Source organism: Pseudonocardia sp. T1-2H, assembly GCF_038039215.1.
Classification (GTDB): Bacteria; Actinomycetota; Actinomycetes; order Mycobacteriales; family Pseudonocardiaceae; genus Pseudonocardia.
In genome coordinates, this window is record NZ_JBBPCL010000001.1 from 2,080,066 (window position 1) to 2,097,915 (window position 17,850).

Annotated in this window: 16 protein-coding genes; 7 read left to right on the forward strand and 9 right to left on the reverse strand. The window is 72.1% G+C overall.

Features of this window, described 5'->3' with window-relative positions; all coding sequences use genetic code 11:
* Nucleotides 1-107: 107 nt before the first annotated feature.
* The gene (locus WBK50_RS10405) at nucleotides 108-1,928 is read right to left on the reverse strand and encodes a helix-turn-helix domain-containing protein (RefSeq protein ID WP_341335392.1); all 1,821 of its coding nucleotides are present in this window, start codon (nucleotides 1,926-1,928) and stop codon (nucleotides 108-110) included.
* 111 nt (nucleotides 1,929-2,039) lie between these two features.
* Between WBK50_RS10405 and WBK50_RS10410 the strand changes: the two genes are divergently transcribed.
* Together WBK50_RS10410 and WBK50_RS10415 are read left to right on the forward strand one after the other, a co-directional pair.
* Entirely contained in the window at nucleotides 2,040-3,482 is a 1,443-nt protein-coding gene (locus WBK50_RS10410) for an aldehyde dehydrogenase family protein (RefSeq protein WP_341335393.1), read from the forward strand.
* Nucleotides 3,482-3,934, forward strand: a complete 453-nt coding sequence (locus WBK50_RS10415) for a GlcG/HbpS family heme-binding protein (RefSeq protein WP_341335394.1) — start codon at nucleotides 3,482-3,484, stop codon at nucleotides 3,932-3,934. Before WBK50_RS10410 ends, WBK50_RS10415 begins: the two co-directional genes overlap by 1 nt.
* 88 nt (nucleotides 3,935-4,022) lie before the next feature.
* Here the strand turns inward: WBK50_RS10415 and WBK50_RS10420 are convergent, their stop codons facing one another.
* From WBK50_RS10420 to WBK50_RS10430, 3 genes are read right to left on the reverse strand one after another with little or no spacing between them, the layout of a single operon-like run.
* Nucleotides 4,023-5,417, reverse strand: coding sequence for an MFS transporter (locus WBK50_RS10420; RefSeq protein WP_341335395.1), 1,395 nt, complete (start codon nucleotides 5,415-5,417; stop codon nucleotides 4,023-4,025).
* Nucleotides 5,418-5,443: 26 nt separating this feature from the next.
* Nucleotides 5,444-5,872, reverse strand: coding sequence for a RidA family protein (locus WBK50_RS10425; protein WP_341335396.1), 429 nt, complete (start codon nucleotides 5,870-5,872; stop codon nucleotides 5,444-5,446).
* The gene (locus tag WBK50_RS10430) at nucleotides 5,865-7,481 is read right to left on the reverse strand and encodes a gamma-glutamyltransferase family protein (RefSeq protein WP_341335397.1); all 1,617 of its coding nucleotides are present in this window, start codon (nucleotides 7,479-7,481) and stop codon (nucleotides 5,865-5,867) included. The genes WBK50_RS10425 and WBK50_RS10430 overlap by 8 nt, the downstream gene beginning before the upstream one ends.
* A gap of 209 nt (nucleotides 7,482-7,690) precedes the next feature.
* Between WBK50_RS10430 and WBK50_RS10435 the strand changes: the two genes are divergently transcribed.
* The 5 genes from WBK50_RS10435 to WBK50_RS10455 all read left to right on the forward strand — a co-directional run bounded on the left by WBK50_RS10435 (nucleotide 7,691) and on the right by WBK50_RS10455 (nucleotide 12,402).
* Nucleotides 7,691-9,358, forward strand: a complete 1,668-nt coding sequence (locus WBK50_RS10435; protein ID WP_341335398.1) for a hypothetical protein — start codon at nucleotides 7,691-7,693, stop codon at nucleotides 9,356-9,358.
* A 219-nt stretch (nucleotides 9,359-9,577) separates the two neighbouring features.
* The gene (locus tag WBK50_RS10440; RefSeq protein WP_341335399.1) at nucleotides 9,578-10,330 is read left to right on the forward strand and encodes a TenA family transcriptional regulator; all 753 of its coding nucleotides are present in this window, start codon (nucleotides 9,578-9,580) and stop codon (nucleotides 10,328-10,330) included.
* A 67-nt stretch (nucleotides 10,331-10,397) separates the two neighbouring features.
* Nucleotides 10,398-10,727, forward strand: a complete 330-nt coding sequence (locus WBK50_RS10445) for a Rieske (2Fe-2S) protein (RefSeq protein ID WP_341335400.1) — start codon at nucleotides 10,398-10,400, stop codon at nucleotides 10,725-10,727.
* Nucleotides 10,728-10,774: 47 nt separating this feature from the next.
* Complete coding sequence (locus WBK50_RS10450) at nucleotides 10,775-12,004, forward strand: NAD(P)/FAD-dependent oxidoreductase (RefSeq protein WP_341335401.1); 1,230 nt, start codon at nucleotides 10,775-10,777, stop codon at nucleotides 12,002-12,004.
* An 11-nt stretch (nucleotides 12,005-12,015) separates the two neighbouring features.
* Nucleotides 12,016-12,402 carry a Rieske (2Fe-2S) protein gene (locus tag WBK50_RS10455; RefSeq protein WP_341335402.1) on the forward strand — a complete coding sequence of 129 codons (387 nt, stop codon included), beginning with the start codon at nucleotides 12,016-12,018 and terminating at the stop codon, nucleotides 12,400-12,402.
* 34 nt (nucleotides 12,403-12,436) lie between these two features.
* On the opposite strand, the gene WBK50_RS10460 is transcribed toward WBK50_RS10455, so the two are convergent.
* The 5 genes from WBK50_RS10460 to WBK50_RS10480 form a co-directional block, all read right to left on the reverse strand.
* Nucleotides 12,437-13,843 (reverse strand): MFS transporter, encoded by a 1,407-nt coding sequence (locus WBK50_RS10460; protein ID WP_341335403.1) that lies wholly within the window; start codon nucleotides 13,841-13,843, stop codon nucleotides 12,437-12,439.
* A gap of 79 nt (nucleotides 13,844-13,922) precedes the next feature.
* Entirely contained in the window at nucleotides 13,923-14,939 is a 1,017-nt protein-coding gene (locus WBK50_RS10465; RefSeq protein WP_341335404.1) for a 2Fe-2S iron-sulfur cluster-binding protein, read from the reverse strand.
* Nucleotides 14,936-15,928, reverse strand: coding sequence for a PdxA family dehydrogenase (locus tag WBK50_RS10470; RefSeq protein ID WP_341335405.1), 993 nt, complete (start codon nucleotides 15,926-15,928; stop codon nucleotides 14,936-14,938). The genes WBK50_RS10465 and WBK50_RS10470 overlap by 4 nt, the downstream gene beginning before the upstream one ends.
* 71 nt (nucleotides 15,929-15,999) lie before the next feature.
* The gene (locus tag WBK50_RS10475) at nucleotides 16,000-16,473 is read right to left on the reverse strand and encodes an aromatic-ring-hydroxylating dioxygenase subunit beta (protein ID WP_341335406.1); all 474 of its coding nucleotides are present in this window, start codon (nucleotides 16,471-16,473) and stop codon (nucleotides 16,000-16,002) included.
* Complete coding sequence (locus WBK50_RS10480) at nucleotides 16,470-17,729, reverse strand: aromatic ring-hydroxylating dioxygenase subunit alpha (protein ID WP_341335407.1); 1,260 nt, start codon at nucleotides 17,727-17,729, stop codon at nucleotides 16,470-16,472. The genes WBK50_RS10475 and WBK50_RS10480 overlap by 4 nt, the downstream gene beginning before the upstream one ends.
* Nucleotides 17,730-17,850 lie beyond the last annotated feature (121 nt).

A 17,850-nucleotide genomic window follows, 5' to 3' on the forward strand; every position in this document is an offset into this window, starting at 1 on the left:
CGCCGGGGAAAGCCCCACTGCTCGGTGGGGCGCGGCATATCCCTGTGCGCCAATCCAGGCCTTGCGCGAGCTGGTTCGCGCCACCGGCACGGATGCTGCCGTTCCTGTTACGGAGGTGGTGCGAGCTCCTCGTCGAGCTTGTCCTCCACCTGGGCGAGAGTGTCGATGTGATGGGCCAGCCACACCATGAACTGGGTGTCGGCGGACCGGATGTCCATGCCCAGGACGCGGGACACCCGGTCGAGCTTGTACAGGGTCGTATTGCGGTGCAGCCCCAGTCGCCGGGCCGCAGCGTTCAGGTTGCCCGACTCGGCGATGTAGGCGAAGGCGACGCTCTCCAGGCTGCGGGCGGTGCCGTCGGCGCGGCGGAGCGGGGCGAGGACCTCCCGGGCGAAGGAGCGCCCGTTCTCGGAGTCCGCGAGGTCCCGCAATGCGACGAAGATCCGCAGCTCGTCGTACCCGGATACCGGGGGTACGTCGATCCGCCGGCCCAGCGCGAGCGCCGTCCGGGCTTCGCGGTAGCTGCTCGCGGTTCCGCCGGCACCGGTCCCCACGCGGCCGAACGCCACACGCGCGTCCGCTCGGAGCCGTTCGCGGAACACCCGGCGGATACGGCCGGCGAGCTCCCGGACGTCCGCCATGTCGTTGGGATCAGCGACCGGCCGGACGACGACCAGGTTGCCGCCGATCTGGGTGGCCAGCGTCGGTAGCGGTGCATCCACGGTGAAGTGCTCGACGGCCCGGGCCGCGGCGTTGAACCGCCGGACGGCACGGGGGTCGTCGGACACGGGCGGGTCGGGCTCGGCGACGTAGACGACGTAGGAGCCGTCGACCCCGAAGCCGTGGTGCCGGGCGCGGGCCTGGAGCTGCTGACCGTCGGCGAACCGCCCGTGCACCAGCTCGACGATGAAGTCACCGCGGGTACGTTCCTCGGCCTCGTCCATCGACCTGATCCGGAGCATCTCGGAGCCGATCAGCACCGCCCCCTCCTCGGCCACGATGCGCCGCTGGGCCCGGCCGTGGGGATCCGCACCGGCGGGCTCGAGGACGGCGGCGAGACCGCTGACGTCGCCCCCGAATGTCACCGGCGCGATGATCGGCACCACCGCGGCCCCCTCCGCGTCGACGGTGTCCAGCACCGCGACGACCGCGGCGACCTCGCCCGCGACCAGCCGCTCGAGATGACGGACGAGAGAGGCGACGACGGGGGCTCCGGGCGGCTTAGTCCCGGTGGCCGTGCTCTCGTAGGCGAGCTGCCCGCCGTCGACGTCGAGCACCATCACGGGCGCCTCACCCATCCGGGACATGCCGTAGGCGAGCGACGCAACACCCGCGCCCCGGGCGAGGATCTCGCCCAGTGAGCGGTGCACCTGGTCGCTGTACTGCAGGACATGGGTGGCCTGCGCCAGCACCTTGGTCGCGACGAGCTGACTCACCTTCAGGTAGTCGGCCGTCGGCGCCAGCAGCGCGAGCGGAAGGCCCACCCGGTCCGCCGCGTGCCGCGCCGGCGGCAACGCGGCCCGCAGGTCGGGTGGCGAGCCCATGTCGGAAGGGTCGAGACGCACCAGGAGCGCGGCTGCTCCGGCCTCGGCGACGCGCTCGACCGTCGCCGCGCCGGCCGGCCCACGCAGGAGGGCGACCGGGGCGTGCACGGCGACACCGCCGGCGCCGTGTTCCGCGCCGCCCTCGGTCTCGAACTCCGCCAGCGGCAGACACCACCGGACCTGCGTCGACGTACCGGTCGCTCCGGCCACGAGGGTGTTGCGCAACAACGGCTCGGCCAGCAGATCGGCGACGGTGACGGCCTCCGCGTCCACGGCGCGGGGGTGGGCCTCCGGATCCGTCCCTCCCGGATGTGCCGGAGTGCCGTGCCGGAGCCGCTCGGGGTGATCTTCTGCGCGGGCCTCGTCCGGAACGGGCTGTGCCATGTGCCTACATCCGATCCATCAGCGGGTGCACTTCGTCCAGTGTCAGTCATGGTGGCGCGACCGCACAATCGCCGGAAGCCGCCAGAGTCCACAATCAGCCGGAGGTTCTTCGTGCACTCCGCACCATCCGTCGCCGACACGGCGTCGTCTGTCAGGACAGGCCGGTCCGTCGATCCGGCCGCCCCCGGGCGCACGGTCCACACGTATCACGTCTCGTCGACAGCCGAGGTCCGCGCCGCCGTGACCGCCGCGGACGCGGCCGCCGCCGCCTGGGCGGCGACCCCACCGCTGCGCCGGGCAGCGGTGCTCACCGCACTCGCCGATCTGCTGGAACGCCGTGTGGACGAGCTCGCCGTCGCGATCACCCGCGAGGAGGGAAAGGCGATCGCCGCGGCCCGGGGCGAGGTCGGAAAGTCCGCCGAGCAATTCCGGCTCGCCGCGCAGCTCGCGTACCTGGTCGAAGGGACGACCTTCCCGGTCGAGGGCGAGGGGACGTTCACGTACACGGTGCGCGGTCCGCTCGGCGTCGTCACCGCGATCACGCCGTGGAACTTCCCGTTGTCGCTCGTGGCCCGCAAGATCGCCCCGGCGCTGGCGGCCGGCAACGTGGTCGTGCTCAAGCCGTCGCCGGTCACCGCCGGGGTCGCCAGTCTGCTCGTCGACCTGGCCGTCGAGGCGGGCCTGCCCGCGGACGTCCTGCCGCTCGTGCAGGGCCACGACACCGAGGCGATGGCCGCGTTGCTCGGGGACGAGCGCGTGCGGGCGGTCACCTTCACCGGGTCCGACGCCGTCGGCGCACTCGTCCGTGCTCAGGCCCACGGGCAGGCGCGCCTTCAGCTGGAGCTGGGCGGCCGCAACGCCGCCGTCGTCTGTGCCGACGCCGACCTCGGGAAGGCCGCCGCGGACGTCGCGGCCGGAGCCTTCGGGCTGACCGGTCAGGCGTGCACGTCGACCGACCGCGTCCTGGTCACCCGGACGGTCGCGGAGGAGTTCATGACGCTGCTCGCCGACCGGGTCCGGGCGCTGAAGGTGGGCCCGGGCGACCTGACCGGAGTCACCACCGGCCCTGTCGCCACCGCCGCGCAGTTCGACCGCCTGCACGAGCTGAAGGACTCGGCGATCGCGGCCGGTGCACGGGTCGTCGCCGAAGCGTCGACGGTCGACGGGCTCGATCCCCACGGGTACTGGGTGGCCCCGACCCTGTTCGCCGACGTCCCGCCCGAGCACCCCCTCGTCGCCGGCGAGGTCTTCGGCCCGTTCTGCTCGGTCGTCCTGGTCGGGTCCTCCGACCAGGCGCTCGACATCGTCAACTCCTCGACGCACGGGCTCGTCGTCGCCGTGCACACCGCGGACCTCGCCGTTGCCCACCGCTTCGCCGCCCGCGCCCGCTGCGGGATCGTGAAGATCAACGCGCCCACGACGGGCAACGGCGTCGCGCCGCCGTTCGGCGGCTGGAAGGCGTCCAGCGGAGGCGCCTTTCCCGAGGGCGGGCGCCAGGCCCTCGACTTCTTCACCGACACCAAGACCGTCTACCTGAGCCACGGAGAGAACTGATGCAGACCATCTACCGGCTGACCCTCGAGGACGCACTCGTTCTGCTCCGCGCGGCCGAGGCCGAGGCCCAGCGGATCGGCGTCAAGCAGACCATCTGCATCGCCGACGACGGAGCGCACCCGATCGCCCTGCACCGCATGACCGGAGCCCGGCTCACCGGCGTGGACATCGCGATCGCCAAGGCGTTCACGGCAGCCGGGCACCAGCGCGCCACGCACCTGTTCAACGAACAGCCCAACGGGCCCGCCCTGCCCGGCAACGAGGCCTTCGGGATCCAGCACATGCATCCCGGCAAGTTCACGGTCTTCGTCGGAGGGTTCCCGATCGTCTACCGGGACCAGATCATCGGCGCGGTCGGGGTGAGCGGCGGCAACGGCGAGCAGGACAAGGCCGTCGGTGCGGCTGCGCTCGCGGCATTCGATGAGCACATCGCCGCTGCGGTCCCCGCCTAGACGTCTCGCCGCCTGCGTCACCGGTCGAACGGCGCCCTCCAAGCTGGGGGCGCCGTTCCGCTGTGTACCTCCCGCGGACGTCGATCGGTCAGCGGGGGAGACGGCCCAGGAACGTGACGAGCAGTGCCGCCGCCGCGGCCGCGGCGCACACCAGTGCCATCACCATGAACGGTCCGGGGCCGGAGGGCGAGTCCCCGACGACGACAGCCACCACGGCCCCGCCCAGCGCGGCCCCGACGAACCGAAGCATGTTGAACACCCCGAGACCCGAGCCGGAGCGCGCCTCCTGGGCGGACCGGGTGGCGCCGGCGGTCGCCGGGGTCTGGGTGAAGGCGATCGCGGCGCCGATAACCGCGACCGCCGCGACCAGCGCGATCCGGGAGGTCGGCCCGGAGCCGCCGAATCCCAGGACCACGGCGAGCGCCAGCTCGGCCGCGCCCAACCCGGCGAGTCCCCAGCACAGGGCACGCCGTGGGCTCGCTCGCTCGGTGAGCATCCCGGAGAGCGGGGCCAGCAGTGTCATCGCCAACGGAAGAGCGACGACGAGCAGCCCGGCCGTACGTGATGGCGAGCCGGCTTGGGAGGTCAGGTAGAGCGGAACGGTCAACAGGGTCGCGGTGAGGCAGAACATCTGGCACAGCGCGGCGACCGCGGAACGGGCGAACCGCGCTTCGACGAGCAGGGCGGGCGGCACGAACGGCGCCGTTCGTCCGCGCTCGACCAGCACGAAGCCCACGAGCGCGAGCGCACCCAGCCCGGTACCCAGCCACACCACCGGCGAGCCGAGCCCCGCCGGGGCCACCGCGGACGCCCCGACCAACACCAGCGCCACGCCCAGGGAGAGAGACAGCGCCCCGGCGAGATCGAGCCCGACGACCCGTGGCGGGGTTCGCGGCACCCACCGCCACGCTCCGGCGAACGCCAGAACGGCGAAGGGGACGATCACGAGGAACACCGAACGCCAGCCCGTCACGTCCGTCAGCACTCCGCCCACGGTCGGCCCCGCCGCCTGGCCCGCGCCGTTCGCCGCCGCCCACCAGGACACCGCACGACCCCGACGACCGGGGCCGGCGGCGGCGACGAGCAGTGCGAGCACGGTCGGCAGCACGAGTGCACTGGACAGCCCCTGGACCGCGCGGAACGCGACCAGCAGGGGGAGCGTTGGCGCGGTGGCCGCGCCGATCGCGCCGACCGTCACCCCGATCATCGACAGCAGGAACACCCGGCGCCGGCCGATCCGGTCGCCGAGCCACCCCGCGAAGGGCAACACGACCGCGCAGGTCAGGTTGAACGCGACGACGATCAGCGTCCCGCTCGTCAGCGACGTGCCGAGGTCCGCGGCCATCACAGCCAACGGCACGTTGACGAGAGTGTTCGCGATGGTGCTGGCGAACGTGCCGACGACGAGCGCGGCGGCGAGCAGGCCGAGCGGCCCGCCCTGCCCGGAGCCCGCGATCCGTTCGTCCCGTAAAGCTCCGGTCACGTGCCGACCTCTCTCTGGGGCCGTGCTCAGCGGAGCACGGCGATCAACTCCACCTCGACGGGTGCGCCTCCCGGGAGCGCGCGCACCCCGACGGCGGCGCGAACGGGCAGGGCGTCCTCGCCGAGCCGTTCCGCGAGCACCGCGGACGCCCCGTCGGCGACCGCGGAGAGCGCCGTGAACCCGTCGGCACAGGCGACGTAGACGGTCATCCGGACCCCGCGGACGATCCGGTCCAGTCCGCCCGCGGCGTCCGCGCACGCCACCAGGGCGTTGACCGCCGAGATTCCCGCGGCATCCGCGGCTGCGCGGAGGTCCACCTCCGCGCCGACGAGACCGGTCAGCACGAGCCTGCCGTCGCGGCGCGGGGTCATCCCGGCGCTGTACACGAGGCCGTCGACGACGACGGCGGGAACGTAACGTCCCTGGGGGACAGGGGAAGCAGGGAGATCAGACACCGAGAGCCACCCCTTCCTGCCGGGAGTCCGAGCCACCGGACAGGCAGCCCCGCTCGTGGTCGAGCGAGACGATCTGTGCGCTGCCGCCCGCTCCCCAGTCCCCGACCGGGACCACCGTGTGGCCGCGTTCCCGGAGTCCCGCGAGGACCTCCAGGCCGAGCCGGTCCTCGCAGCGCAGCTCCGCGGGGGAGCCCAGGTCCTCGGCGTCGCTCCCCGGGAAGGCGGAGAAGCGGGGAGCGTCGACCGCGGACTGCGCGTCGGCGCCGTGGTCGAGCAGGTGGGAGAGCAGCTGGGTGTTCCACTGCACCTGACCGTCGCCGCCGGGGGTGTTCCCGACGTGCCGGAGCCGGCCGTCGTCGTCGGTGACCAGCCAGGCGTTGAGCGTGTGCAGCGGGCGGCGTCGCGGCCGGACCTCGTTGGGGTGACCGGACACCAGGTAGGCGCCTCGACCGAGCCGGTTGTTCAGCACGATCCCGGTGCCGGGGATAGTGATCCCGGCGCCGAAGGTGAACGCCAGCGAGTGGATGAGGCTGACTGCCCGGCCCTCCCCGTCCACCGCGACCATCGAGGTGGTGTCTCCTGCCGGAGACGCGCCGGCCGGTCCGGGCAGCACACCGGTACGGATCCGGTCGCGCGCCTGCTCGACCGCGTCGGGCTGGCCACCGCGACGCCAGCCGTCGGAGTCGCTCCCCGCCCGGGCGTAGCGGTCGGCGAAGGCGATCCGGGCAGCCCCGGCGAGCCAGTGCACCGCCTCGGCGGAGAGCGGAGCGCCGCCCAGCTGCCTCTCGCAGACGGCGAGCTGGTCCAGGACCATCCATCCGGGGGTGGGCATCGGGGTCTGGTGCACCCAGCGATCGCGGTAGCGGCGTCGCAGGGCGGGCTCGGCCCGGACGTCACCGCTCGTGGCCCACTCCTCCCCGGAGAAGGGCGCGCCGAGCGCGGTGAGCCGCGAGACGGCGCGTTCGGCCAGGTCGCCTCGGTACAGCGCGCCGGGGTCCGCGGCCAGCCGCTCGATCGAGGCGGCCAGCAGCGGCTGCGGCAACCTGGTCCCGACCTCAGGGGCCCGTCCGGAACGCAGCAATACGCCGGCGGTGTCCGGGTCCTCGGCGAGCCGGACCGCGTGCCGGGCGATGTCGGCCGCCGTCTTCGCCGTGCACGGCAGGCCCAAGCGGGCGAGGCGGACCGCCGGGGCCCAGAGATCGGCCAACGAACGGGTCGCGCCGGCGGAGTGCAGGGCCTCGAGCGCCGCGATCGCGCCCGGGGCCGCGACGGAGGCGGCGCCGTGCCGGGGGATCCCGGTCATCCCGGCGTAGTGCTCGGGAGTGCCGCCGTCGGGGCCGAAGCCGCTGCCGCAGAGGGCCCGGACCGTCCCGTCCGGCTCGTGGACCAGGGCGAAGGCGTCGCCGCCGACACCGCACTGCCCCGGAAGGGCGAGCCAGGAGACGGCGGCCATGGCGAGCGCGGCGTCGATCGCGGTGCCCCCGTCGGCGAGCACGTCCGCCCCGGCGCGGCTGATCGCGGGATGGCTGGCGGCGACCATTCCGTCCGCGCCCAGCGCGGCGGGTCGGAGCGCCACAGGGAAGGAGGAGCGGCGCGCCAGGAGTGTCATGCGTGCACCATGACCGCGAACGCGGGGACCGTGTAGGTGGAAAGTGCACAGGATTCCTGAGTGTGACAGTGCACTGTGCCTTAACGACAACGTGCACAATCCGAAACTCACACGCTGTGCACTGTTGTCCTAGCTGTGTTCGTGCCGGTGAGCGAGTGTCGTCCGCCACACCACCACTACGACCGCCGCCTCGGCGGGAAGGAGGCACGGTGGGACTCACTGCCGCGCACTGGGTCTACCTGGCGGGCGTGCTCCTGATCATCGGGGTCACGGTCGCCCGGAGGAACGTCCTCGTCCCTGCCGTCCTGGCCACGGCCGTCACGGCGTGGGTCATGACGGGCAGTCCCGTCACCGGCATCCAGGCGATCTTCAACGCCAGCCTGACCGCTGCGTCCGAACTGTTCAACATCTTCCTGATCATCGCCCTGGTCACCGCGCTGCTGGGTGCGCTACGCGCGATGAATGCGGACCAGCGGATGGTCACGCCCTTTCAGAAGGTGATGAGGGGCGGCTGGTCCGCCTACGCCGTTCTGGCCGTTGTCACCTACGGGGTGAGCCTCTTCTTCTGGCCGACCCCGGCGGTGCCGCTGATCGGGGCGATCCTGGTCCCCGCGGCCGTCCGGGCCGGGCTCCCGGCGATGGGCGCCGCCATGGCCATCGCCATCGCGGGCCAGGGCATGGCCCTGTCCAGCGACTACGTCATGCAGGTCGCCCCGGGTCTGTCCGCCACCGCGGCGGGGATCGAGGGCTCGGCGGTGGCCGACGTCGCGCTCGTCCTCTCCCTGGTCACGGGCGTCACCGCCCTCACCATCATCGGGTTGATGCTCGCTCGGCACATGCGCAAGCCCTCCGACCTGAACCTCGAGGAGTGGGAGGCGGGCGTCGTCGCTGAGCCGCGCCCGTCCCGGCGGCGGCTGCGCCGCATGTCGGTCTCCCCAGCGCGCAGGCCCACGCCGACCGTCGAACCGGAGAAGCTGTCCCTCACCGAGATCGCCGAGGAGAAGGTGCCCGTCGGCGCGGCCGTCGGCGGAGCCGGCAGCGAACCCCCCGCCGGCCCACCCGCACCGCGCGGCTCGGGTGGCGGCGGCCGCGTGCCCGCCGAGGGGGCCGGTTCACGGGACGACGACCCGGCGGCCGCCGAGGAGTCGGTCGACGACGCCCGCACCGTCCGGCTGTCGAAGATCTTCTCCGTCGGTGTGCCGATCGCGTTCCTGCTCATGATCGTCTACATGGCGCTCGGCAAGTTCACCGCTCTCGTGCCCTCGCTCGAGGGTGGTTCGGCCGCCGCGCTGGTCGGCGGGACTGCCGCGGTCCTGGTGATCGTCGCCGTGGTCGCGCTCGACGGCCCGAAGAAGGCGTTGCAGTCCACCGGTGAGCACATCACCGATGGCCTGGTGTTCGCGTTCCGGGCGATGGGCGTCGTGCTGCCGATCGCCGGGTTCTTCTTCCTCGGCAACGCCGACTTCGCCGGGAAGATCCTCGGATTCGAGGACGGCCGGCAGGCACCCGGCCTGCTCGTCGACCTGGGGACGGCGGCAGAGCGCTTCATCCCGGGTAACCCCCTCGTGATGTGTTTCGGCGTGCTGATCATCGGCATGATGTGCGGCCTGGAGGGCTCCGGGTTCTCCGGCCTGCCGCTGACCGGATCCCTCGCGGGTGCGCTCGGACCCAACGTCGGGATGGATCCGGCGACGCTGGCCGCAGTCGGCCAGATGGGCTCGATCTGGGCGGGCGGCGGTGTGCTCGTCGCCTGGTCCTCGCTGCTCGTGGTGGCCGGGGTGACCCGCGTGCCGGTGATCGAGCTGGCGCGCAGGTGTTTCCTGCCCGTCGTCGCCGGACTCGTGCTGTCGACGCTGGTGGCGGCCCTGTTCTTCTAGTTTCTCCTGCTCGACGACGGCCCTGGCGTGACCTCACGCCGGGGCCGTTCTCGTGTCCCGGAGGCGCTGTGCACAAGCCTGCAACGTGTCCCGGATTCTTGTGCGGGATGACCAGGATCAAGCCCCTTCGGCGGATTAGCGTTCTTGTCACCGGCCCAGCCGACATACCAGGTCCGGATCCCGGTTCCATCACTCAGACCTTTTCGAGGAGGGTTCTCCATGACCCTGACCGTCGACACTCCCGCCGGCACTTCCGGCGCGCCGGAGCTGCTCTCCCGCGACGACTTCCGGGCCGCGCTCGAGGACGCGATCAAGGGCCGCGAGGCCAAGAACGCGTCGTTCAGCAAGGCCTGGGCCGAGGGCGAGCTCACCCGCGATCACTTCGCTCGCTGGGCCGAGAACCACTTCCACTACGTCGGCCCGTTCGCCGACTACCTCGGCTACATCTACGGCAACACCCCGGACAAGTTCACCGACGCCAAGGACTTCACCCTCCAGAACATGTACGAGGAGGAGCTCGCCGACATCCGGCACACCGACCTCCTCGTGCGTTTCGGCGAGGCCTGCGGCACGACCAGGGAGCGCATCGAGAACCCGGATAACATGAACGCGGTCACCCGCGGACTGCAGTCCTGGTGCTACTCAGTGGCGATGCGCGAGCATTTCGTGGTTGCGACCGCAGCGCTCGTCGTCGGCCTCGAGTCGCAGGTCCCCGGCATCTACAAGAAGCAGATCGTCCCGCTCCGCGGCGTCTACGGCTTCACCGAGGACGAGATCGAGTTCTTCGACCTGCACATCACCTCCGACGAGGTGCACGGCGAGCGCGGCTACCAGATCGTGCTCGACCACGCGGACACCCCGGAGCTGCAGCAGCGCTGCCTCCAGTACGTCCGCTGGGGTGCGGAGATGCGCTTCTCCTACACCCGGGCCCTCTACGACACCTACGTCGCGCCCCCCGTCGCCACCTCCTGACCGAAACCCGTCCTCGCCGCGGTGGGCGCACCTCGTGCCCACCGCGGCCGACACCCGCGGAGTGCCCGTGAGCGACAACCGAACCGTCGAGTGGGTCGCCACGGTCCCGCTCGCGGACCTCGAGCGCCGCAAGAAGACCCGGGTCGATGTCGGGGGACGGGCGGTCGCTCTGTTCCTCGTCGGCGACCGCGTCTTCGCCCTCGACGACGTCTGCGTCCACAAGGGCCGGTCGCTGTCCCGCGGCGTCCTGTGGCACGGCAAGGTCGTCTGTCCTGCCCACCAGTGGACCTTCGATCCCGAGACGGGCGAGGCCGACGACCGGGACGACTTCCAGCCGGTGCACGACGTGCGCATCGTCGACGACGTCGTCCACGTCAGTGCCGTCCCGCGCCCCTGACCACCGGCGCCCCTGACCCCGCTCGTCCGAACCCTCCAGGAGTCGTCATGTCCGACCTGCCACGCAGCTTCGTCACCGTGGGCGCCGGCCAGGCGGCCGTCGCCGCGGTGCGGCTGCTGCGCCGACGCGGCTTCGACGGCCGCGTGACGGTGCTCTCCGACGAGAACCACGCGCCCTACCAACGGCCACCCCTGTCCAAGGAGTACCTGCGCGGCGACACCGAGCCCGAGGACGTGACCCTCCTCGACGAGGCCTGGTGCACGGAGAACGCGGTCGAGCTGCGCCTCGGGGTGCGGGCGGAGTCCGTGGCCGAGGGTCGCGTCCGCCTCACGGACGGCTGCGAGGTCGAGTCCGACGCGGTCCTGCTGGCCACCGGCGTCAGGGCCCGCAGGCTGCCGGGCGTCGAGGGAGAGCGCGTCGTCCATCTCCGGACCCTGGACGACGCGGCGCGGCTGCGGGACATGCTCCCGGCCGCCGAACGCATCGCGGTGGTGGGCGGCGGCCTGATCGGGTCCGAGGTCGCCGCCTCCGCCCGTGCCCTCGGCATCGCCGTCACCACCCTCGAGGCCGGGGCTCTGCCTCTGATCTCCCAGCTCGGATTCGAGATGGCTGAGTTCTACGCCGGGCTGCACCGCGAGTACGGGGTCGACCTGCGCTGCGGGCAGGAGATCGGGACGGTCACCGAGACGGCCAGCGGCGTGCTGGTACAGACCGCGGACGGCGATGTCGAGGCGGACCTGGTCGTCGTTGCCGTCGGTGCCGTGCCCAACGACGAGATCGCCAGGGCGTCCGGGCTCGAGGTCGACCCCGTCCGCGGAGGCATCGTCGTGGACGACTCCTGCCGAACCGCCCTGCCGGGTGTCTTCGCCGCAGGGGACGTGGCCAGTCGCGCCGTCGGGGACGGCTTCGTGCGGGTCGAGCACGTCGACAACGCCACGACCCAGGGGACCGCTGTGGCGAAGGCGCTGATCGGCAAGCCGGGCGGGCCGGCCGAGGACGTGCCCTGGTACTGGTCGGACCAGTACGAGTTCGGGCTGCAGTTCCTCGGCCGCCCCCGCCCGGATGCCGAGATCGTCGTCCGGGGCAGCATGGCGGGCCGCAACTTCATCGCGTTCTATCTCAGCGGTGGCCGTGTCCACGCGTCGTTCGCTGTCGACCGCGGGGGCGACGTGCCCGCCGCGAAGCAGCTCATCGCGCTCGGTCTCGCGGTGCCCGCCGCCGCGCTGGCCGACGAAGCCACGGATCTGTTCGACCTGCTCGACACCGTCAGCGCCTGAAGGAGAGTGACGTGGAGTTCCACAAGATCGCGAGGTCCGGTCAGATCCCCGAGGGCGTCGTCCGCCGCTTCTTCGTCGACGAGGTCGAGGTCGCGGTGTCCCGGTCCGAGGGCGAGGTGCACGCGACGTCGAACTACTGCAGCCACCTCGACTGCCTGCTGTCCAGCGGTAAGGTCACCGACGAGGGGCTGCTGTGCTCATGTCACGGCAGCGTCTTCGACTACGAGAGCGGCGAACCGCTGTGTCCGCCGGCCACGCGACCCATCACCGTCTTCCCCGTCCGCGAGGAGGCCGGTCATGTCTACCTGGGAGTCGACGCCGAGCTCGCCGAGGCCGCCATGAAGCGCCGGGGCCCTGGAGCCAGGCGCCTGACCCCGAAGAGTCCCGCGTCCTTCTGACCGCCGGGAAGGGACGCCGGTGTCCGGCCCGCGCTCAGGCCTGAGCACCCTCGCCCGGGACGGCCTCCGCTACGGAGTCCTCGGCCCGGGCGCCGGTGCTGACCCGGTTCCGCCGCGTGCCGTACAGGCGTCCCAGGAGAAGGACGGCCACGCCGGCGACCAGCATCGGCACGGCCATCGCGTAGAACACCGCGCCGGCCGACCACTGCGCCGCGAGGGCCGCGCCGATCACGATGGGGCCGAGGATGCCACCCACCCGCCCGATCCCGAGCGCCCAGCCGACCCCGGTGGAACGGATCGGCGCCGGGTAGAACACCGCCGCGAGCGCGATCAGGCTCTTCTGCCCGCCGCTGATGCAGCAGCCCGCCAGGAAGTTGGCGGTGAGCAGCACCCAGAGGGGCGCGCTGAAGGCCAGGCCGGTGAGCGCGACGAACACGAACCCGACCAGGTAGAGCGCTCCTAGCGTCCCGTAGGCGCCGAGCCGGTCCATGCAGGGACCGGTGATGAACGCCGCCGCGATGCCGCCGACCGTGGTCAGTGTGGTCGCGGTGACCACCGTGCTCATCGAGTAGTCGAGGCTCGTCATGATCGTCGGCAGCCAGCTCTGCAACGCGTAGAACTCCGCCAGGTTGATCGCGAACACGAACCACAGCAGCACCGTGCCCAGCACCCGGTCACGGGTGAACAGGCTGCTCAGCGCGGCACGCTTGCCGGCGTCCTCGGCCTCGACGGCGAAGGTCGGCGCCGCGTGCTCGGGCAGCGCGCGGTCCATCCGCCGGAAGACGTGGTAGATGCGCCGGGGATCCTGGCTGCGGCGGATCATGAACACCGGCGACTCCGGCAGGAACCGCAGCAGCAGCGGCACCAGCAGCAGCGGGGCGAGCGCGCCCGCCACGAACATCGAGCGCCATCCGTGCGCGGGGATCAGCCAACCCGCGACCAGCCCGGCGACGACGAAGCCGAGCGAGAAGCCGCAGTAGATGACGAGCACGAACGTGGCCCGCAGCCGCTTGGGGCTGAACTCGCCGGTCATCGCCACGCAGCTCGGCGCGGCCGCGCCGAGCCCGAGCCCGGTGAGGAAGCGCAGCACGATCAGCTCGGGCACGGAGAACGCCCACACCGCGGCCAGCGTGCACAGGGCGAAACCGATGGTGCTGACGACGATGACCCGCTTGTGCCCGAACCGGTCGGACAGCGGGGACAGCGCCAGGTAGCCGACCATGAGGCCGACGAGCGCGGAGGAGAAGATCGGGGCGAGGGTCTGCGGGGACAGGCCCCACTCCTTCGCGATGTGGGGGGCCATGTAGCTGATGGCCTGGGTGTCGAACCCGTCGATGAACATGACGAGCCCGCAGAGGGTGATCACGCCGTACTGGAAACGACTGACGCGCCGTTCGTCGACGAACGAGGGCAACTGCAGGGGACGCGCTTCGAGAGACATCGGTGGCCTCGCTCCGGGGTCGTCGGTGACCCCTGGTGTGGTGGGACGGGAAGGGTGGATCGGCCTGCTGCTGTCGGGATCAGCTCGCCACGACGGGCTCCGCGTCCCCGGACGGGACGAAGGCGTCGCTGAAGAAGCGGTCGGCGGCCAGACCGGCGGTGCCGACGAACTCCTCGCGTGCGGCGGCGGTCATCGCGGGGTTGCCGCAGGCGTAGGCCTCGTGGCCGCGCAGGTCCGGGAGGTCGGCCAGCACCGCGCGGTGCACGTGCCCGGTGCGCCCCGTCCATTCGGCGTCGGGTGCGGAGAGGACCGGGGTGAAGGAGAACCAGTCGTACTTGTCCGCCCACTGCGCGGGCAGGTCCGCGAGGTAGAGGTCCTCGGCGCGGCGCGCGCCCCAGTACAGGTGCAGCGGTCGGTCGCCGCCGCGCTTGATCTGGTCCTCCACGATGGACTTGACCGGGGCGAAGCCGGTTCCGGTGGCCACCAGCACCACGGGCCGGTCGGACTCGTGGTCCAGGCTGAACTCGCCGAAGGGCAGCTCGACCTGCAGGGTGTCGCCCTTGCCCAGCCGGTCGAGCAGCTCGCCGGAGAACCGCCCGCCCGGCACCCGGCGCACGTGCAGCAGCGCGCCGTCGCTCTGGTGGGGCGGGTTCGCCATCGAGTAGTTGCGGCTGTCGCCGCCCGGCAGCGCCACGGTGAGGTACTGCCCGGCCCGGAACTTCGCACGCACCCCGGTCGGGAACCGCAGCGCGACGACGGCGACGCCGGGCGCCGGGGTGGTGATCTTGTGGACCTTCGCCGTGACGGTCCTGCGGGCCGGGGGTTCCCGGCGGGTGATCCGCTGCGGCGCGATCTCCAGGTCGGAGCGGGGCCTGGTCCGGCACAGCAGCACCCCGTCGACCGGACCGTCGAGCGGGCCGCGACCGCGCACGTCCGCCGCACCCGTGACCAACCCGCCCTCACAGGTCGAGCAGACCCCCTTGCGGCAGGAGTAGGGCATCGTGAACCCGGCCCGTTCGGCGGCGTCGAGCACCGACTCGTCCGGCTCGCAGCCGAAGACGATCTCGGTGCCGGCGACGCGGACGTCGTGGGTCATGCGGCCACCTCCGAACGGCGGCCGGCCCCGCCGACCAGACGAACCGCACGCAGCACCGCCTCGGGGTCGGCGACGCCGCGGCCGGCGATGTCGAACGCGGCGCCGTGCCCGACGCTGGAGAACGTGAGGCCGGCTCCGAGGGACAGCGCGGACGCGGTGCGGCCGGCGAGCAGCTTGACCGGGACGTGCCCCTGGTCGTGGTAGATCGCGACGCAGGCGTCGAACTCGTCGCGGCGGTCGGGACCGAGCAGCAGGTCGGCCCCGAGCGGACCGATCGCGTCGATCCCGCTGCGCCGCAGCGCTTCCACTGCCGGCACGGTGACACGCTCGTCGTCGTGGCCGAACAGTCCCCCCTCCCCGGCGTGGGGGTTGACCCCGAACACGCCGATCCGCGGGGCTTCGACGCCGGCGGCCACGAGGAACCCCGCGGCGGCGCGGGCGGCCGCCGCGACCAGCTCGGGGGTGAGCCGGTCCAGCGCGTCGGCGAGCCGCTCGTGCAGGGTGGCGTGGACGACCCGTAGGCCACCGCCGACGAGCATCAGGAACACCCGATCGCGCGGGGCCCCGGACAGCTCGGCCAGCAGCCCCGGGTAACCGTCGAACGGGATGCCCGCGGCGTTGACCGCGGTCTCCGAGTGCGGGCAGGCCACGATCGCCCGCCCGAGGCCGGCGTGCACGGCCTCGACCGCGGCGCGCAGGTAGGCGACGGTCGCGGCGCCCGCCTCGGCGCTGACGGTCCCGGGCAGCAGCTCGCCTTCGGGCAGCGCGGTCACGGGCAGCACGTCCAGCACCCCGGGTTCCGCGGCAGCCGCGCCGTCGGTCTCGCGCAGCCGCATTCCCGACCGCGCGGCCCACGTCTCGACGACGTACGGGTCCGCCACCACCACGGGTACCAGGTCGGGGTCGCCGGCCAGTGCGGCGGCGGCCTTCACGGCCAGCTCGGGGCCGACCCCGTTCGGGTCCCCGACGGTGAGCAGGACCCTGCTCACCGCACGCCCTCGCTGACGCTCGGCCGGCGCTTCGCGCAGGCGCTGCGTCCACGGTTCGCTCGCACGCTCGCTCACAGCGGCAGCGCCAGCAGGGTGTCGATCCGCGAGCTGTCGCAGACCACGACCCGCTCGGCGAGCTTGGCGTCATCGCCGTCGAGGACGTAGCGGTCGAGGTAGCGGCCGGAGGCGAACAGGTCGGTCGACCCGTCGCGCATGATCCGGACGACGAGGAACGACGTCTCGCTGCGCACCTCGCGGCCGTCGTCCTCCTCGATGAACGGCTGGCCGAGGATGTGCCGGTAGCCGTGCCGCTCGTAGATGTTGGCCTCGCGCAGGGCGGACACCCGGTCGGTGAGCATGCCGCGGGTGTCGGCCCAGATCAGGCCCGCCTCCAGGCCCTCGCGGTGGTTGTCGGCGGTGGTGACGGTGTAGAAGCACTTCTCGGTGAAGAAGTCCGGCCACTCCTCGAGCCGGTCCGAGTCGATGCACCGGGCGTAGGCCGCCTGGGCCTGGCCGATCAGCCGGAACACGTCCCTCGTGGTCATGCCTGCACCTCCTGCCGGATGCCCATGCCGGCCACGTACGCCTTCCAGAACCCGCGGATGGACGCCTCGGTCACCCGGCTCTCGCTGGACTCGGCGCTCGCGCCGCCCATCTCGAGCACGGCGGCGTGGTCGGACGCGCCGGCCACGCCGCGCTGCACGAAGCCGCCCACGCAGCCGTCCTCCATGGAGATGTAGCCGGCCGAGCCGACGAGGTTGGCCTGCTTCAACCGGACCTTGCGCTGCTCGGGCGTGTCCTCCTCGAAGCCGAGCAGCGTCCAGTTCAGCTCGGTCCGGTCCACCCCGCGGGGCAGGATCTGCCGGACCGCGACCGAGTTCTGGATCTGCTGCAGCACGAAGGCGGGGAACGTCGACAGGATCTGCAGCGTGGTGTCGTCGCCGACCTCGCTGAAGCCCTCCAGCAGCGACGGGTCGGCAAGCTTGTAGCCGCTGTCGGACCGGATGTTCTGCTCGGAGTAGGAGGCGTCCCGCTCGGCCTCGCGGTCGATCGCCGAGTAGCTGACGTGGTGGCCGCCGTCCTCGCTGACGATGATCGCGCCGCGCTGGGACAGCCGGTTGAGCTCGAAGGTGGTGAAGAACAGATGCAGGATGCTGGCGTGGTAGGAGTCCTTGACGTTCTCCACGTAGAGCTTCCAGTTGTTGGGCAGCATCTGGGTGAAGCGCCCGATCACCACCGGGGTGCGCCCGCCCAGGACCCGCTCGATCCGGTCCATGATCTCGTCGCCGAGGTAGTCCTCAATGTCGTCGACGTCGTCGGAGAAGCTGCCGAACACAAGACCGTGCACGACGGCGAGGCGCAGCTTGCGCGGCCCGTGCTGCTCCAGGCAGAACGACTCCGGCATCCCGCCCTTGCCCTTGACGCCGTCCTTGAACGCCACCCCGGTCAGGTCGCCCTGCAGGCTGTAGGTCCAGGCGTGGTAGACGCAGGTGAAGTCCTTGGCGGTGCCCCGGTCGTCCAGTGCGAGCAGGGCGCCGCGGTGGGCGCAGCGGTTCTCGAACGCGTACAGCTCGCCGTCGTGGTCGCGGGAGACGACCACCGGCGTGTCACCCAGGAAGCTCGCGCGGAACTGCCCGGGTGAGGCGACCTCCGCCTCCAGGCACAGGTAGTTCCAGTGTGGGCCGCGGAAGAGGTTCTCCTGCTCCGCGGCGTAGACGTCCTCGCGTTGGAAGACCCAGTACGGGACCCGGGTCAGTCCCTTGGGCCACGCCGGCAGCTCGGTGGTTGTGGTGGTGGGCACGACAGCTCCTCGTCGGGGTGCGCCGCCTTGACAGGCGCCGCAAGTGTTCGTATAACGAACTCGTGTCTGTTTCTCGAACAGTAGAAGCGGGTGGATCAGACGGTGTCAAGGACGCCGTCCC

Bases quoted from the DNA above. Each gene is read 5' to 3' on its own strand.
- WBK50_RS10405 (WP_341335392.1), bottom strand. From the start codon at position 1,928: ATGGCACAGCCCGTTCCGGACGAGGCCCGCGCAGAAGATCACCCCGAG.
- WBK50_RS10415 (WP_341335394.1), top strand. From the start codon at position 3,482: ATGCAGACCATCTACCGGCTGACCCTCGAGGACGCACTCGTTCTGCTC.
- WBK50_RS10430 (WP_341335397.1), bottom strand. From the start codon at position 7,481: ATGACACTCCTGGCGCGCCGCTCCTCCTTCCCTGTGGCGCTCCGACCC.
- WBK50_RS10440 (WP_341335399.1), top strand. From the start codon at position 9,578: ATGACCCTGACCGTCGACACTCCCGCCGGCACTTCCGGCGCGCCGGAG.
- WBK50_RS10450 (WP_341335401.1), top strand. From the start codon at position 10,775: ATGTCCGACCTGCCACGCAGCTTCGTCACCGTGGGCGCCGGCCAGGCG.
- WBK50_RS10460 (WP_341335403.1), bottom strand. From the start codon at position 13,843: ATGTCTCTCGAAGCGCGTCCCCTGCAGTTGCCCTCGTTCGTCGACGAA.
- WBK50_RS10465 (WP_341335404.1), bottom strand. From the start codon at position 14,939: ATGACCCACGACGTCCGCGTCGCCGGCACCGAGATCGTCTTCGGCTGC.
- WBK50_RS10475 (WP_341335406.1), bottom strand. From the start codon at position 16,473: ATGACCACGAGGGACGTGTTCCGGCTGATCGGCCAGGCCCAGGCGGCC.